This is a genomic window from Anthropogastromicrobium aceti (assembly GCF_020687335.1).
GTDB lineage: Bacteria > Bacillota > Clostridia > Lachnospirales > Lachnospiraceae > Anthropogastromicrobium > Anthropogastromicrobium aceti.
Genome location: NZ_JAJEQN010000012.1, coordinates 46,425 through 62,324, shown reverse-complemented (window position 1 = coordinate 62,324; position 15,900 = coordinate 46,425). Strand labels below are relative to the sequence as shown.

Annotated in this window: 13 protein-coding genes and 1 pseudogene; 10 read left to right on the top strand and 4 right to left on the bottom strand. The window is 39.8% G+C overall.

Annotated features, from left to right (window positions below; genetic code table 11):
• Positions 1-42 precede the first annotated feature (42 nt).
• The 3 genes from LKD48_RS06550 to LKD48_RS06540 are packed head-to-tail and all read left to right on the top strand — an operon-like array spanning position 43 to position 5,857.
• On the top strand, positions 43-4,779 hold the full coding sequence (locus LKD48_RS06550; protein WP_308731542.1) for an LPD16 domain-containing protein: 4,737 nt from the start codon (positions 43-45) through the stop codon (positions 4,777-4,779).
• Entirely contained in the window at positions 4,776-5,009 is a 234-nt protein-coding gene (locus LKD48_RS06545) for a transposon-transfer assisting family protein (RefSeq protein ID WP_002594789.1), read from the top strand. Before LKD48_RS06550 ends, LKD48_RS06545 begins: the two co-directional genes overlap by 4 nt.
• The gene (locus tag LKD48_RS06540; protein WP_002594788.1) at positions 5,006-5,857 is read left to right on the top strand and encodes a YodL domain-containing protein; all 852 of its coding nucleotides are present in this window, start codon (positions 5,006-5,008) and stop codon (positions 5,855-5,857) included. Before LKD48_RS06545 ends, LKD48_RS06540 begins: the two co-directional genes overlap by 4 nt.
• A gap of 106 nt (positions 5,858-5,963) precedes the next feature.
• Here LKD48_RS06540 and LKD48_RS06535 read toward each other — a convergent pair whose 3' ends face one another.
• The 4 genes and pseudogenes from LKD48_RS06535 to LKD48_RS16505 all read right to left on the bottom strand — a co-directional run.
• The gene (locus tag LKD48_RS06535; protein WP_038292703.1) at positions 5,964-6,581 is read right to left on the bottom strand and encodes a PBECR4 domain-containing protein; all 618 of its coding nucleotides are present in this window, start codon (positions 6,579-6,581) and stop codon (positions 5,964-5,966) included.
• 306 nt (positions 6,582-6,887) lie between these two features.
• Positions 6,888-8,555 (bottom strand): relaxase/mobilization nuclease domain-containing protein, encoded by a 1,668-nt coding sequence (locus tag LKD48_RS06530; RefSeq protein ID WP_002594786.1) that lies wholly within the window; start codon positions 8,553-8,555, stop codon positions 6,888-6,890.
• On the bottom strand, positions 8,527-8,919 hold the full coding sequence (locus LKD48_RS06525; RefSeq protein WP_308731541.1) for a plasmid mobilization protein: 393 nt from the start codon (positions 8,917-8,919) through the stop codon (positions 8,527-8,529). The genes LKD48_RS06530 and LKD48_RS06525 overlap by 29 nt, the downstream gene beginning before the upstream one ends.
• 416 nt (positions 8,920-9,335) lie before the next feature.
• A pseudogene (locus tag LKD48_RS16505) lies at positions 9,336-9,596 on the bottom strand (MobC family plasmid mobilization relaxosome protein); the annotation flags it as partial.
• A gap of 476 nt (positions 9,597-10,072) precedes the next feature.
• Here LKD48_RS16505 and LKD48_RS06515 point away from each other — a divergent pair.
• The 7 genes from LKD48_RS06515 to LKD48_RS06485 all read left to right on the top strand — a co-directional run bounded on the left by LKD48_RS06515 (position 10,073) and on the right by LKD48_RS06485 (position 15,624).
• A complete protein-coding gene (locus LKD48_RS06515) occupies positions 10,073-10,243 on the top strand; it encodes a helix-turn-helix domain-containing protein (RefSeq protein ID WP_080633536.1) in 171 nt (56 codons plus the stop codon).
• Positions 10,244-10,336: 93 nt separating this feature from the next.
• The gene (vanR, locus tag LKD48_RS06510; protein WP_002594782.1) at positions 10,337-11,032 is read left to right on the top strand and encodes a VanR-ABDEGLN family response regulator transcription factor; all 696 of its coding nucleotides are present in this window, start codon (positions 10,337-10,339) and stop codon (positions 11,030-11,032) included.
• 16 nt (positions 11,033-11,048) lie between these two features.
• Positions 11,049-11,558 (top strand): VanZ family protein, encoded by a 510-nt coding sequence (locus LKD48_RS06505; protein ID WP_002594781.1) that lies wholly within the window; start codon positions 11,049-11,051, stop codon positions 11,556-11,558.
• 13 nt (positions 11,559-11,571) lie between these two features.
• Positions 11,572-12,636: a sensor histidine kinase gene (locus tag LKD48_RS06500; RefSeq protein ID WP_308731540.1), complete on the top strand. Its 1,065-nt coding sequence runs from the start codon at positions 11,572-11,574 to the stop codon at positions 12,634-12,636.
• A 140-nt stretch (positions 12,637-12,776) separates the two neighbouring features.
• Positions 12,777-13,664 (top strand): ABC transporter ATP-binding protein, encoded by an 888-nt coding sequence (locus LKD48_RS06495; protein WP_308731539.1) that lies wholly within the window; start codon positions 12,777-12,779, stop codon positions 13,662-13,664.
• Position 13,665: 1 nt separating this feature from the next.
• Positions 13,666-14,907: an ABC transporter permease gene (locus LKD48_RS06490; RefSeq protein WP_002594778.1), complete on the top strand. Its 1,242-nt coding sequence runs from the start codon at positions 13,666-13,668 to the stop codon at positions 14,905-14,907.
• 294 nt (positions 14,908-15,201) lie between these two features.
• A complete protein-coding gene (locus LKD48_RS06485; RefSeq protein WP_002594777.1) occupies positions 15,202-15,624 on the top strand; it encodes a winged helix-turn-helix domain-containing protein in 423 nt (140 codons plus the stop codon).
• The last annotated feature ends 276 nt before the right edge of the window (positions 15,625-15,900 follow it).

Genomic DNA, 15,900 nt, shown 5'->3' with positions numbered 1-15,900 from the left:
TGACCAGAGCTTTGGCGGGATTTTTCTATGGAGGATTTGATTATGGCAAACAGAGAAGAACAGTTAAAGCAGATTACAGAGCAGTTGGAACAGGGTGTTGCAGAAATATTCACATCAGAAAAATATACGGAATATCTAAACACAATGGCAAAGTTCCATAATTACAGTTTCAATAATACCCTGTTGATCACCATGCAGAAACCGGAAGCGACACTGGTAGCCGGGTATCAGGCATGGCAGAAGAAATTTAACCGGCAGGTAAAAAGAGGGGAAAAAGGTATTCAGATTATTGCCCCGGCTCCGTATAAAGAGAAACAGGAGATTGAAAAGACTGATCCAGACACAGGCGAGATTGTGATCGGGGAAGATGGACAGCCGGAAACAGAAGTTGTAGAGCGTGTCATTACAAGATTTCGGGTTACGACAGTATTTGATGTCAGCCAGACCACAGGAGAACCGATTCCAGAGTTTGAGGTATCAGAACTGGATGGCGATGTTCTGATCTACCATGATTTTATGGAAGCATTAAAAATGGTTGCCTCGGTTCCTATCCGCTTTCTTGAGATTGACGGGGAAGCAAAAGGCTTTTATCAGATTGTCGATAAATATATCGCTGTCCAGCCTGGCATGAGTGAGGCACAGACCATGAAAACAGCGGTGCATGAAACGGCACATGCAGTATTGCATGATCGTGACCAGATGGAAGCGGAGGGCATCGTAAAAGACCAGCTTACAAGGGAAGTGGAAGCTGAAAGTGTTGCTTATGTGGTATGCAACCATTTTGGACTAGATACATCAGAGTATTCCTTTTCCTATATTGCAAGCTGGTCTTCCGGTAAAAATATGAAAGAGCTTCGTGCTTCTATGGACACCATCCGTAAGACTTCTGCTGATATGATCGGACAGATTGAGGAAAAACTCAAGGAACTTCAGATCGAAAGACCAGAGCAGGAAGTAACTGCTGTGGAGCAGACAGAAGAACAGAGTGCCATGCAGTATGCGGAGCAGACCATCAACCGTCTGGAGCAGGAACGGACGATTTTCAGTAATGACCAGAGAAATCTTATCGTAAATTTTGCTTATAAACTGGATGACAGGGAAGCAACGGAAAAACTGGCAGAGAATCTTGCAGAATCTATTCTGGATGGAAACAGGGAAGCGGTACTAAAACTGATTGAAGAAGCTGAGGAACAGATTGACAGTCTGCCGGATTCGATGATTGGTTTATTAGAATTGCATGAAGCCGGATTTTATTCAGAAAGTATGCTTCCGCTTACCAGGGAACGGGCAGTGGAACTGCACCATGAGGGAGTAACGGTTTACGGACTGACCGGAGCAATGAGTGGTCAGGAGCAGTCACAGAGGGTTATGAATCTGGAACGGGATATTTTACAGCATGACGGGTTATTCGGAGTGACGAAATTTGAATGGGAAAATTACCGAAGAAGCCTGGAAACAGTTATGACACCGGAAGAAAAGGAAAAGATCAAAGAAACGCTTCTTCTGGAAAGTGATGGAAATCGTTATGGTATTTATCAGATCAACAGCGGGCAGGAAGAAAGAGGGTATCAGTTTTTAAGTCTGGAAGCGGTAAAAGAAATGGGATTTAACGTAGATGGCAAAGACTATCAGATGGTTTACAGTGAAAGACTGAGAGATGCTACGACACTGGATAACCTCTTTGAGCGTTTTAATATAGAACGACCACACGATTTTACCGGGCATTCCATGTCAGTCAGTGATGTGATCATTATGAACCGGGGCGGCAGATTAACCGCATACTATGTGGATTCCTTTGGTTTTACAGAACTGCCGGACTTTGTGGCACAGAGAGTCGAGATGTTAAATGCCAATCCAGTAAAAGCATATCCGGAAGTTTATATGGGAACTTTGGAAAAGGCTATGCAGGAGAGAAATGTAGATGCTTACCTGGATTCCAGAAAACTGAATATTGACTGTAAAAATGCAATCGAACAGGCAATCACAGAAAACTTTGATGGCATGAGTCTGAACCCGGATACTGCGATAGATGTGATCGGAAAATATGGAGAAGAACGTGTTGCCTTTGTTCTGGCAAACACATTAAAGCAACTTTCTTATGATGGAAGATTTTCTGATGGTAATAAACGGTGGGCAGATGGCATTGATATTCCGGAAAATATCAGCAGAGGAATAGATCTGAACAGGGACTATATTGTGGGCAGCCATCCTGCAGTCCTGAATGGATTTATTGATATGGCAAGAAAAGAAATCCGTACCCGGAAACTGGAAGAGGTGCTTGGTGTGAAAAATCAGCATATCACTGAAACTACAAGAGGGTATGAAGCAGACGGACATACAGGCACCTGGTATGCGATGGGTATGAAAACGTATCATGGGGAGCGATTCTTCCAGATGCGGAGCGAGGAATACGGTCAGGACGTGGCAGATATTATTGTATCGGAAAATGGGACACTGGTGGCAGAGGACATCTGGCATGGATTTGATGAAGGAGCCAGGGAAGCTATTTCAGAATATCTGGAAGAAAATGGTGCAACGGTATATGACCTAATGAATATTCCAGACCAAGCAACAGTCATCTTAGCAGACGGAACAGTTATGAAAATCATGGAACAGCAGTCAATCAGTACGGATACATGGGAGCCGACATTGACCGGACAGAATCAGCAGGGGGAAGAACAGAAATTCAGTTTTTTCGAGATACATAAAGTCAGAGAAAATAATGGCATTGACCTGAAAATGCCAGAAAATCATTATATTGATCAATATTATGTGATTGAAGATCTGGCAGCAAAAGGAGGGATGAAGATTGAGCGATATAAGGATCTGGGAGCTGCCCTTGGAGCATATTACTCTCTTCCTAATCATAAAATGAAAGCTCTTGGAATTGAGAATACAGCACCGCTGCGAGGCAGTCTTGATTTTATTCAGTGCAAGAATGGAATAGATACGCTGATCTATGATTGCCAGGAAGTGGAAGGATGGCTGAATCCGCAGATATACAATACTTTTAAAGATATAGGAAACAGTCTGGCAGGACATGATACAGAGATAGCATACCAGATAGGAGAGCAGTATTTTACAATCCAGACAGTAGAAGATGGTTATGATTATACATTCTATGATAAGGATTATCTGGAACTGGATGGCGGTGTCTACGATAATCCGGATATTTCTATTTCAGAAGTAATGGAGAACATTTTAGAGGAAGAAGGATTGCCCCTAGAAGATGCAAATGTGATGGATTATGAAGAACTGTATGCCGAAATTGAATATGCAGAAGAAGAGAGAATGGAGAAGATACAGTTTGAACGTAATTGTCCAAAGGCTTTTTTTGATGGTTATGACAGGGAAGCGGCATTAAAAAATTATGAGGGAATAACCGTACAATTTAAAAAATCTGGTATGTATTTAACAGTGCAACCGACGGAGGATGGCTATAAATACCTGGTTTATGATCAGGAACTTCATGAAATTTCAGGAGATGCTTGTGGAAATCCAGAAGATTCTATTCAGAAAGCAATGTATGCCAGCCTGAAAAATGAAGGATTGGAAGATGTTGAATGTGTAAAAGCTGATGACAGGGAGTTTCGGGATAAGGTAATCAGCCATTCTAAAGAAGTGCTGGCTAGTGGAGATGTTCGATTCACTTCGGAACTTGGCAGATGTGAAACAGCATTGAATGGAATGGGCAGGGCAGAAATTGAATATGAAGTTTTATTTCATGCAAGAGCTGTTCTGGAAGAAATGGGACTGGAAAATGAAGTTACATTGATTGGGGCGAGAGTACATGGTTCCAGAAGCAGAGATGACCTGTATCGTGCAGATTCTGATCTTGATGTAGTGCTTTCTTATCGGGGAAATATTCGGGAGGATAGTTTTTTTAACGAATTGAATTCCTATGGTATGGCAATAGCAGGTATAAAAGTAGACATTAACCCAATCTCAGAAGAAAGAATTACTCTGGCAGAGTATATAAAGGAATCGGAAGCCTATCTTGATCAGCAGGAAATCAAGAAACTCGCAGTGGACTTGGATAATTTTAGTTATGAGTATGATACTTATGAATATAAGGATACCGTTGAAAATAGGGAAGAACAGGTCGAGAAAATCACAGAGGATATTTTGAACAAGGATACAGCAGGTTTAAAAAACTGGCTGATTGAGGTGTCGGAAGAATCGGATATAGACAGTGATGTAGTCACTGCTCGATCATTACTTTCACGTCTGGAAAATGCGGAAACACTCTCTGTTTTTACCAGGCAGCCAGAGCAGGAACAGTCAGAAGCCACGATCACTTTTTATGTTGCGGAGTGTATGGAATTTCCTGTTATGGGTGAGTATCATGAGAACCTTACCCTGGAAGAAGCCTTACGCATTTATGAATCAATTCCTGCAGAACGCATGAATGGAATAAAAGGTGTTGGATTTGAACTGCATGATGGAAGCGATTATGACGGACCGTATGATCTTATGCGACTGGGAAAAGTTGACCGGGAAGGTGTGGAGATGATTCAGCATTATAAGGAAAGTCCATTAGTGCAGAAAGCAATGGATGATGTAGAAAAATATTTTGACTCAAAGCAGGAGATTACGAAAATAGAGGAAAAAGCAGTTGAAGATAAGTCTGTACCAAAAGAAAATCTTCCGCAGCCAAAGAGCAGAAAAGAATCTGTTCTTCAGGCACTCAGAGAGCGTCAGGCGAAAATAAAAGAGCAGGAGCAGAATATGTCGAAAGAAAAATTCAAGGCACATAAGAAGGGAGATGTAACATTATGATGGTAAGGTTTGAGGAAGATGAATATATAGCAGTGGCAATTTTTGATGCAGGAAACCGGGTACAGACAATGGAAGCAATGGATGAGATTTTTTCATATCTGGACGAAGATATGAAGCTGCTGATTTTCACGACGATTCAGAAACTCTATTATCTTAGCGATGAGGGATATGAAGAATTGCAGAAAATGGTAGAAATTTATAAAGCAGATCTGGAGGTGGATGGAGAATGAGTACAAGTCAGTTTGCAGTTTACCAGTTAAAAAGAAAGCCGGAATTGAGAAATCTTCTTTTCCGGATGTATGAAGAACTTGCACAGGAGCAGATCCCTGTGCAGGTGGCAAATTATGAACAGGTGTATCTTGGAACAATGAAATCGGGAGAAACACCAGAACAGATAAAAAAGGAGCTGGAGAAGAAACAGCCACATAATTATAAAGGTCATGCAGTCAGTACCAGTGATGTGCTGATCCTTAATGATAATGGTGTCACGACCACTTATTATGTAAATAAAGATACTTTTATAGAAATTCCAGATTTTATGAAAGTTACATCTTCAGAAAACGGTGGACTTACAAAAGATACAGTTGGATATGAAATAGAGGGAAAAGACGGGACATGGGAAGTAGTAGATTACCTGCTGGTAGAAGGAAAAAATTATTTTCTTATGGAACATGAGCAGTATGGAAAAGATGTTGCGTATGTAGTATTAGATCAGAAAGGCAATGTGCTTGTAGACAGTACCTACAATGGATTTGATGATGTAGTAAAACAGAAGATTCTTGATTCTCTGCACCCGCCAGTACAGGAGCAGTCCGGAAATAGTAAACCGAAACTGGATAACTGGCAGAAATATATGGAGAATGGGGAATACCTGCGAAGTGCGGAGATCACAGAGGAAGCAAATTACAATATGATTGACGGACTTAAAAATAATGCAGCACCGAAAGATAAAAAGCCCCGTCCAAAAGAATCTGTCCTTGCGAAACTGAACGAGAAAAAGGAAGAAGTTGCAAGACGCAGTGGACAGAAAGCTATGCAGCAGGTAATGGGAACTGAGGCAGAACGTACAAAAAAATAGGGCAAGTAGAAGAGGGGCTGGTCACATAATTGTGGCTGGCCTTTTATAATCTGTAAAATATAAAAACACACAAGAAACAATGCCTGTGTGTTTTGAAAGAAAATATTTACTCTGGTTTTGGCAGATAATCATATTCTTGGGGAAAAGTAATACTGTCCCAATCTATTTTTTTCGCTTTGTAAACTAATTCGCTATATACGGAATCAGATCTTTTCCGGCGATATGTAGCAATGATCTGTAATGGAAGTCTGGTAGCTGTCCGAATATCTATATTTAACACTGTATTTGGTACATATTCAGAATAAGGAGTTTTTACAAAGCCAAGACAGGCTTTTACGCCACCGGTTAATTTTTCAGTGTATAATTTCGGGTTGCAGCCATTGAAATCTCCTACCATTTTGGCAGAAATATTTTTGACCATAAGCTGTGGCAGAATTTCTAGTTTTAATTGCGTAGTTCCATCAGGGGCAAAGGAAAAATCATCAGGACTTAATTTATGATTTAAACAACGCTTGTAGAAATCAGTTGCAGTAGTTTTATCAGCTAATTTTATTCCTGTTAGATGGAGAAAATTATATGGATTAAAATTTACTTCCAGAGAAGAAATATGTTTATGTTTATCTTTTAAAATAAATAAAAGCTGATATCCGTCAAGATTCTCTTTATATTTAATGGCACAATCTGTAATGATGGAAATAGCTTGCTGTTTGGTATATTTTGCCATGTTATGACCTCTGAAATCTGTAAAAATATTTAAAGGGAGATTACAGTGCCGTAGCATTGTGCATCTCCCTTATAGACTGATTTTTCTGTTGTCCGCCAACTCTCCAGCCCATATGTCTGGCTTTGCTTTCAGGTTTTTCTGTTGCCTGCCAACTCTCCGATCCACGTTCGGCTTTCGTTTCGGATTTTAGGTGTCAGCCACACCAACAGGATGTCGCCTGTTTTCCTATTCATAGTATATGCGATAAAATGAGTTTAGTCAACGGAGAAAGTGAAAAATAATTTGGAAATTTTTTCATTGAGATTTTTAACGGAAACAAGAATGTTCTTGCGATGTTTCATGCAGAGATTCCTGTATATGTGGGTGATTAAGAATGATATCTACATTGGAGCATACTGTACGAAGTTCCCGTTCATATTCGCGTCGGGCGTTAAACTCATCACGCTGTGCTGTCTGTAATTCTATTAAATGGTTCTTTTTTTCTCGCAACATTTTTAGTGTAGGTAGCTTTTTTCCCTGTGATTTTTCTTTGAGTATTCGGAGAGCAGACTCATAAAGGGTGAGTTCTGCACGGTGATCGTCATAAAATTTTTCTTTATTTCGGCTTTTTCGGTAATCGGAATAGATGGATTTATTGGCAAGGTACTGTCCAGTGTAATGAATTTGTTTATTTATACTTTTTAAAGTGTCTTCTGTGGATTTCAGAGTATTTCTGGCGTCAGTGCTTTGAGCCGAGGCATTGGAAAGGGCACTATCTAAATCTTCCTTTCTCTGGAAACCATGTTCCTGTATATAGGCAACTGTTTGAGCCATCATTTTAAGATTAGACAGCTTTACTTTTTGCGTGTATGCCTGACTTTGCTGTGCCTTGATACAGTGCTGCAAATCTGTCACAAGTCGTAAATCAGATTTTATAAAAAGGAAAGAGTGTGTGGTTTCGTCAGTTTGGACAGAAGCTGACGATTTTGATTGTTCTGAAAAATCTGTAACTGGTCTTGGGCTGTCAGTAGAATGTGACTTTTCTGCATGTTGCCTGTTGGAGTTCTCCTGGAATACCAGCAGAAGATGATTTTCTTCATAAAGAGTTCCGAGATTTCTTCCGGTGATGTATTTTTGACGATTAGGATGCAGATAGCTGTATCTGCCACGACTGACTTTAAATGTAATATTATATTTTTCAGACAGTAATCTGGAAAATTCTTCCTGTGATGTCGCCTGTGAAGCAACCGTATCAATCGCGTCACGAAGATACTGCTTCTCCGTTTGAAATGTTGTCTGTCTTGGAGTAAGTCCTTTCTTTTTCAGTTCTGCATTGTGTTCATCGAGCTTTTTTTGACCTCTGCGTTTTGTCCAGTATTCTTTTTCGGATATTTTCTTTTCTGCGGGTGTCAGAAGATCTATCTGGCTTAGTCCATTGGAACGGCACATATCCATAACTTTTTGCTTTAAGTAGATTCTGTATCTGTCAGAAAGATGATGTTTATAGCCGGCTTTTGAATCCCGGTCAAATTCCATATAGGGCTGTGGCTCTGTATCATATTTTCGCACACTGTTGATTACAATATGCACATGAATATTTCCACTGCCATTATGACCATCAGTGTGGGTGCAGACAAGAGCCTGGTGTCCGGGAAAATTTTCTCTGGCATATTCCACGCCAAGTTTCTGTGCCTGTTCCCCTGTCAATCCATGTTCATCCTGGTCCTTTGGATCGAAGCTGATGATATAATGATGCGATTTGATTTCATTGAAAGACTGGTTCTTATGGAAATAAGCATTTGTTTCCTGACATTCCGCTGCAAAGGTAAACGGATCGCAGTTTACACCATCAAGATAGTATTCTTCACGAATGATCATATGACCATTTTCATCAAGGACCGGTTTCTGCGTATATTCATCATGTTGAAAAATTAAGTAGCGTTCAGCTTCTCCATAGTCTGAATTTTTACTTGCGATATGTTTCAGTATTGCCACGAAAATCACCTGCCATTTTCATTACTTTATATTTCATTTCATATAAATCCCGAAGTCGTTTATTTATTTCACCACGCATTTCCTGTGAAAGAACCCCACCCTGATTAAAATAGTTTGCAATCTGATTGAGGTTGCTGCCTATCTTTCCGAATTCTGCAAGCAGTTCCTTTATTTCAGGAACATCAGCAACAATTTCGATTTTGGTGTGTACCTGTCCTTTTAAAACTTGTGTTCTCACATAAGCGGCCAGAGACATATTGGCTTGTCTGGCTGCAGTTTCAATAATTGAATATTCGAGATCTGTGAATCGAATAGTAATACGATGATTACGATACTTTTCAGTTTCTTTTTTGGGTCTTGCCATCTATTTTTATCCTTTCCGCTAATATCGTTGGATTCCTTATAAATTTCACAGTTCATAGTGAAAGCCAAGTAATAAAAGCTTATTACGCTGTGACCATGCGAATGGGAACCAATAGAACAATTTTTGATTGTGTTGAGGGTATGGGGAGCAAAATCCCCATCAAGTTGCCTGTTGACAAAATCCGGGAACCGGGTTTCTGGCAGCCAAGGCGAAACTTGCTCTGAAAGAGAAAACCTCTTAATATATAGCCGATTTAGAATAGTAACTAGGAAAGAACATTAAACATTAAACAAAAAAGGCGACCGATTTTTGATATCCCTAGTGAGAGAAATCAGAAATAATAGAAAGTAACGAATTTCAAAATTTATTTGATAAATCAAAAAAATTGATTGACAGTGCCAGAAGTAATATGGGACAAATACCTCATTCATCAACTCCTTTACTTCATCTATGTCCTCTTGATAAATGTTTCCGGTGCTGTTTACCCTCTTTGCAATCTGGTTTAAATTGGAGCTGATACGTCCCAACTCCGTATTATAATTTCGCAGGTAACTGTAATCAACATCATACACATATCCATATAAGATCAGCTTGCACAGGAACGCAGACATACTCTTCATGCCGGATGCTTTGAATTTGGTATTGAGGATGTACTGCTCATCATCGCTGAGATAAAATTACACTGGATTAGTGCGGTTTCACTTTGCCATTTCTGCCACTTCCTTTCTGATTTAGGGTACAAAAAAACTGCTGTAAAATGTTCGATTTTTACAACAGTTCGTTTCAGGTTTTATTCAGTTTTGGGTATAACTATCCACAACAAATTGTAGCAAAAGCGGCAGGAAAGGTCAAGGTATTCCACGGGAAAATCGAAGAAAAAATAAAAGAGGGTTAGGGATACTTCCCTATGGAAATTGATCCGAACAGACGATAAGAGAGTGTGGGGAATTTCGCCTGTGTCATGACACAGGCAATGCTTGCTAAGGTTGTTTTTGGCACACCCTCCGGGAGTGCCGGATGTTTAAAATGTATAAAACTATAGAATTGAGATACATTTACATAGTAGCCCTAACTCACAATTCATATCTTGCTATTGTTCGGTTATCCGAGTATAATCATGCTGAAACCATATTTAGAAGGGATAGATGAAGCTATGGAATATATGTCTGCACCGCAGGCAGCGGAAAAATGGGGTATTTCAGAAAGGCGAGTACAGATACTTTGTAAAGAAAACCGAATACCGGGTGCATCTAAACTTGGGTATATGTGGTTGATACCAAAGGACGCTGAAAAGCCTGTTGATGGACGGCTAAAAAGAACATAAGGAAAATCTTAATAATTTCTCATGCAATCCATTGTGAATATAGTGGTTATATTTGTTATACTTAATCGGATATGAGAAAAAGGAGTTAAAAATATGTCTGAAAAGATACTGATTATAGATGATGAACAGGATATTGCAGACTTGTTGGAAGTCTACTTAAAAAACGAAAACTATATCGTGTATAAGTTTTACTGCGCAACGGATGCCATGTCGTGTATTGAAAGCGGCGACATTGATCTTGCCATTCTGGATATTATGCTCCCGGATATGAACGGTTTTTCACTTTGCCAGCTTATCCGAAAGAAATACACTTATCCAATCATAATGCTAACGGCTAAAATTGAGGAAACGGATAAAATAACGGGGCTGACATTGGGAGCGGACGATTATGTGACAAAACCTTTTCGCCCACTTGAAGTAGTTGCCAGAGTGAAAGCACAGTTAAGACGTTACAAGAAATATTCGCCCGGTATCATCACAGAAAAAGTTCCATCGGAACTTTCCTATAACAAATTGTGCCTGAATGTGCAGACCCATGAATGTCTGTTAGACGGTGAGCCGGTTTCTCTGACACCGACAGAATTTTCTATCCTCCAGGTCCTTTTGGAAAGTGCCGGGAATGTTGTAAGTATTGAGGAACTGTTTCATGCGGTTTGGAAAGATGAATACTACTCTAAAAACAGCAGCACAATTACTGTGCATATCCGGCACCTGCGCGAGAAACTGAACGATACTTCCGATACTCCGCAGTATATTAAAACGATTTGGGGTGTTGGCTACAAAATTTAATCGAAAGGAGAACGCTATGAAGAGAAAATCAAATTGTTTGGCAACTATTTTATTCTTAATTTATCTGGCACTTCTGGTTTGGATCATACTGTTCAAACTACAGTTTTCAATCAGTGATCTGGATAAAGTAAGAAGTATAAACCTTATTCCTTTTCACTATGACAAAGAAGTTGGCGCAGCATTTCACTTAACAGAGGTACTCGAAAACTTCTTGATTTTTGTTCCTATGGGCATTTATCTTCAAATGCTTCTGCCAAGAACAAAATTATATGTGAAGTTCATGCTGATTGCTGGAACAAGTTTTTTATTGGAAACTATGCAGTATATCTTAGCAGTCGGACGTTCTGATATTACTGATGTACTCACAAATACGGCAGGTGGTCTTTTGGGGCTTGCTGTATATTCGATGGCAGCCCGGTTAATCGGAAATAGAATAAAAGCAAACAGACTGTTTTCCATTCTGGCAGGCATAGTAAGTGTTGTCGTGATTGGCCTACTTGGCCTTCTTCTGTTTGCTAATCGGTAGGAGGTGTATTCTCATGTCGAAGAAAGAAATGACAACAGAAAAGCGCCTTAAAGTGCGCTTATACTTATCATTGCTGGTTTATACCGTTGTTGGATATGGTTTGACCCTTATCTTGGACTACATCTTTTCAAAATTTGACAACGATATTTTTGCATGGATCTACTGGAGGCTTGGTCCGCTGTTTATTCTGTATCTGGTGATAGGCTTTGTATGTATCTTCAATTACTATTGGAAAAAGCCGTGGGACTATCTGGATGAAGTAATTGACGCAACCCAAACGGTCTATGAGCAGAACAGTCATACAGTATCGTTGTCTGATCCTCTGAAAGAACTGGAGGAACAGCTCAATCAGATCAAAATGTCTGTTCTGTTAAGCAAGCAGGCTGCAAAGCAGGCTGAAGAAAAGAAAAATGAAATTGTCATGTATCTGGCACATGATATACGCACACCTTTAACAACAGTGATCGGTTATTTGAGCCTACTCCATGAAGCCTCTGATATGCCTGAGCAGCAAAAGGAAAAGTATGTCAAGATCGCGTTAGACAAAGCAGAGCGCCTTGAAAGACTTATCAATGAGCTTTTTGAAATTACCAAGTACAATGCACATACGGTCATTATCAAAAAAGAAAATGTAGATTTGCATTGTCTGATTGCGCAGGTAATAGATGAAATATACCCGACACTCTCTGCAAATGGCAACACGGCGGTATTTACTGCGGAGGACAACTTATCTGTGAACGCTGATCCCGAAAAGCTGGCGAGAGTTTTCAGTAACCTTTTACGAAATGCCGCGTCATATAGTTACCCGCAGACAGAAATCACTATATCCGCCAAACGGTTAGAGCATGATATTCAGATTACTTTTGAAAATCGTGGGGAAACAATCCCGGAGGAACAGCTTAACAGTATATTTGAGAAATTCAATCGCTTGGATGATGCCCGGCTTTCTAATACAGGTGGTGCGGGACTTGGTCTTTCTATTGCGGAAGAAATTATACATTTACATGGTGGAAAGATTACTGCATCCAGTCAAAACGAAACTATAGACTTTGTGATTACATTACCCCTTTCCGCTTAGGAAAATAAGACTGTGATCTTAGGAATTACTTAGGAATTTAAGCGTGTGATTTTTGAGATTGAAAAGCCTTTGTTCGGTACAATGATTATCGAACAAAGGCTTTTTATTGTTCAGCCGAAGCAAAAGAAAGGAGTGTAAGCATGGAACTGAAAATAGAGCATTTAAGCAAGCAGTTCAAAGACAAAACAGCAGTAAATGATGTCAATCTGACATTGACTCCCGGCGTTTGGGGACTTTTGGGGGCGAATGGTGCAGGGAAAACCACGCTCATGCGCATGATTGCTGATATTATGACACCAACCAGCGGAGCAGTTTACTATGACGGAAAAAACATTCGAGAGTTAGGTGAAGTCTACCGAAGCAAGTTTGGCTTTCTGCCGCAGGATTTTGGGTATCACCGGGATTTTACGGTCAAAGATTATTTGGAGTATATAGCTGCGCTGAAAGATATTCCCACAAGGGCAACTACCAAAAAGATCAATCATTTGTTGGACATTCTTTCGCTCTCCGATGTGAAAAAGAAAAAAATCTCCAATCTGTCAGGTGGCATGAAGCGTCGTGTTGGTATTGCGCAGGCTATGTTGAACGACCCGGAGATACTTGTCATGGACGAACCGACAGCAGGACTCGATCCCGGAGAGCGCGTGCGTCTGCGGAATTTCATTTCCGAGTTTTCGCATGATCGAATCGTGTTGATTTCCACCCATATCGTATCTGACATAGAATATATTTCTACGCGCAACGCAATTATGAAAGCCGGAGAAATTGTTGATGTCGGAACTACCGCAGAACTTGTCAAGCAGATTGAGGGCAAGGTTTGGAATTGCACAATTCCGGCCTCAAAGCTGCCGGAATGTGAAATGCGGCTGCACATTATCAATCAGCGAGGCGAAGATCACAATCAGGTTTCTATTCGTTATCTGTCCGAACACTCGGAAATTGATGGATCTGTTACAACGGAACCACGATTGGAAGACCTGTATCTGTGGTTGTTTCCGCAGACAGACTTGGAAAAGGAGGACAGATAATATGCGACTCTTTAGACTTGAAATAAAACGTATTTTGAAGTCACGGCGCACCCTGATTTTACTTGCAATCGCACTTTTGCTTTCCGTAGCCATGGCATACCTGCCTATTTCATTTGAGGGTATTAACCGTCCAAACAAAGATGGCACGGTTACAGAATTAAACGGCTTGGCAGCGATCAAGTACAAACAAGATTTATATAAAACATCCGCTGGTGAAGTGACCCCGGATAGGATCAAATCGGCTTTGGAAACTTATCAAAGCTGCGTTCGAGAATATGGGCCAGTCGAGGAAGAGGGCTTTCCTCTGGCTGTATATATTGAAAAAATCGTCCCGTTCCGTCACTTGCTGATGGGTCTGTCCGAAGCGTTTGCTGATCCATTAACAGGCATTGGTGCTGATTTAATGGATATTGACCCGAATGACATTGACGGAGCATATTATGAAAAGTGCGCAGAACATTTACAGGATGTCATGCGGAATGAACAAAGAGAAAACGAAACCGCACAACAGAAAGCTCTTGAAAAATATTCAGAACTTGATACGCCATTTTATCTTCATTCTGGAATTTCTAAAGATGCATTTGATTATATTGAGCTTTATATTTTGCTCCTTGCTATTTTGTGTGTGGCAATCGCAGCTCCTACTTTTGCCGGAGAATATCAAACGGGCGGTGACAGCATCCTGCGAACCACCAAATACGGGCGTAAACAATTAGCAATTACCAAAATTCTGGCGGCATTTACACTTTTCGTTGTTACTTTCCTTGTCGGGATCACGGTACACATTCTGATTTTAGATGCAGCGTTCGGGACGGATTGCTTAAAAACATCGTTTCAGATGCGATACTCTATCATTAACCTGCCAAACATCAATCTGGGGCAGTTGCAGATAATTCTCGCAGCAACGGGCTTGCTTTCTGTATTAGCAACGGTTAGCTGTACGTTGTTCCTGTCTGCAAAATGTAAAGACACATTGACAGTTTTGCTGATCTCTATTGTAGTTCTTCTCATGCCGCTTTTTGCTTATGTGGCGATGGGAGCAACATGGCTCTCTACCATATTTCCATCTGCCGGAATTGGTATGCAGAACAATTTCCTTTATCAGCTTGCAGATTTCAATTATCTGAATATCGGTGGAATGAGTTTCTGGACACCGCATGTTATTTTGCTTTCGGCAGGAATTGAATTATTTGTGTTTACATTCTTGGCGATTCATTCCTATTGCAGACATCAGGTAGCATAAAAGAAGTTCAAAATAGAATGAATTGGTTATCTGCCGCGCGACGGCAAAAGAAAAAAAGCCGTCGTACAGCAGACATATTTTAATTTGTCTATAAAACGAACGATTAGATATTCTTTAAGGGGTATCGTTTACTTTGATTGATAAGATTGCAATATTGCTGATTATAGCCGGTATAGGACAATTGGTTATTAGAAAAAATGCAAAACAGAGGGGTTGTATAAAAAATAAGAACCTTATAGATGGAAAGTAATTTGCAATAGTTCCAAGCATAATGGGAGGTGATTTTTTGGGAAGATGCTGATTTTATCATTTAGGGATGATGAGGAACATATTATTAATCACATTTTATCCTATATAAATAGAGAAACAGAGATTTTGCATCAGGGAGATGTTCTAAACGGGCAGCTTTATTTTGAAGGACTTTATATTGATGAACAGAAAAGGATTGTGGTTCGTGAAAATAATGAGATTGAACTGACCTATACAGAGTTTGAAATACTACTTTTATTGGCACAAAATATTGGTAAAGTATTCAGCAAACAACAAATATATGATAGTGTTTGGAAAGAACCTTATTTTGGCAATCATAACATTGTCATGAGCCATATTCGTAACCTACGTGAGAAAATAGAAGATGATCCAAGTAAACCAATGTACATACAGACAGTGTGGGGAGTTGGGTATCGCTTTAATAAAAATTTAAGCAGTGGTCTGTGAAAATAATCCAGATTACTGTTTATTTTTTGCTTTTTCCGCAGGAGATATTCTCAAGATACATGAAAAATTTAACTTCATAGAAAATCAGAGGAAAAAGGTATTGAGAAGTAGTGGTATAGTTGAGGCTGGTGACTCAGACAGTTATAATAATAAAATATGCTTGAGGTTGAGTGCATAATTTATAAAATTTTTATTTGGACTATCTTTTTGCATATCTCAATCGTTATGCCTTATAGAACGGAATAAATATTTTGAACTTCTAATAATGAGAAAGGA

Excerpts from the sequence above, each read along its gene's own strand:
- LKD48_RS06550 (WP_308731542.1), top strand. The coding sequence starts at position 43 with ATGGCAAACAGAGAAGAACAGTTAAAGCAGATTACAGAGCAGTTGGAA.
- LKD48_RS06545 (WP_002594789.1), top strand. The coding sequence starts at position 4,776 with ATGATGGTAAGGTTTGAGGAAGATGAATATATAGCAGTGGCAATTTTT.
- LKD48_RS06540 (WP_002594788.1), top strand. The coding sequence starts at position 5,006 with ATGAGTACAAGTCAGTTTGCAGTTTACCAGTTAAAAAGAAAGCCGGAA.
- LKD48_RS06535 (WP_038292703.1), bottom strand. The coding sequence starts at position 6,581 with ATGGCAAAATATACCAAACAGCAAGCTATTTCCATCATTACAGATTGT.
- LKD48_RS06525 (WP_308731541.1), bottom strand. The coding sequence starts at position 8,919 with ATGGCAAGACCCAAAAAAGAAACTGAAAAGTATCGTAATCATCGTATT.
- LKD48_RS06515 (WP_080633536.1), top strand. The coding sequence starts at position 10,073 with ATGGAATATATGTCTGCACCGCAGGCAGCGGAAAAATGGGGTATTTCA.
- vanR (WP_002594782.1), top strand. The coding sequence starts at position 10,337 with ATGTCTGAAAAGATACTGATTATAGATGATGAACAGGATATTGCAGAC.
- LKD48_RS06505 (WP_002594781.1), top strand. The coding sequence starts at position 11,049 with ATGAAGAGAAAATCAAATTGTTTGGCAACTATTTTATTCTTAATTTAT.
- LKD48_RS06500 (WP_308731540.1), top strand. The coding sequence starts at position 11,572 with ATGTCGAAGAAAGAAATGACAACAGAAAAGCGCCTTAAAGTGCGCTTA.
- LKD48_RS06495 (WP_308731539.1), top strand. The coding sequence starts at position 12,777 with ATGGAACTGAAAATAGAGCATTTAAGCAAGCAGTTCAAAGACAAAACA.
- LKD48_RS06490 (WP_002594778.1), top strand. The coding sequence starts at position 13,666 with ATGCGACTCTTTAGACTTGAAATAAAACGTATTTTGAAGTCACGGCGC.
- LKD48_RS06485 (WP_002594777.1), top strand. The coding sequence starts at position 15,202 with ATGCTGATTTTATCATTTAGGGATGATGAGGAACATATTATTAATCAC.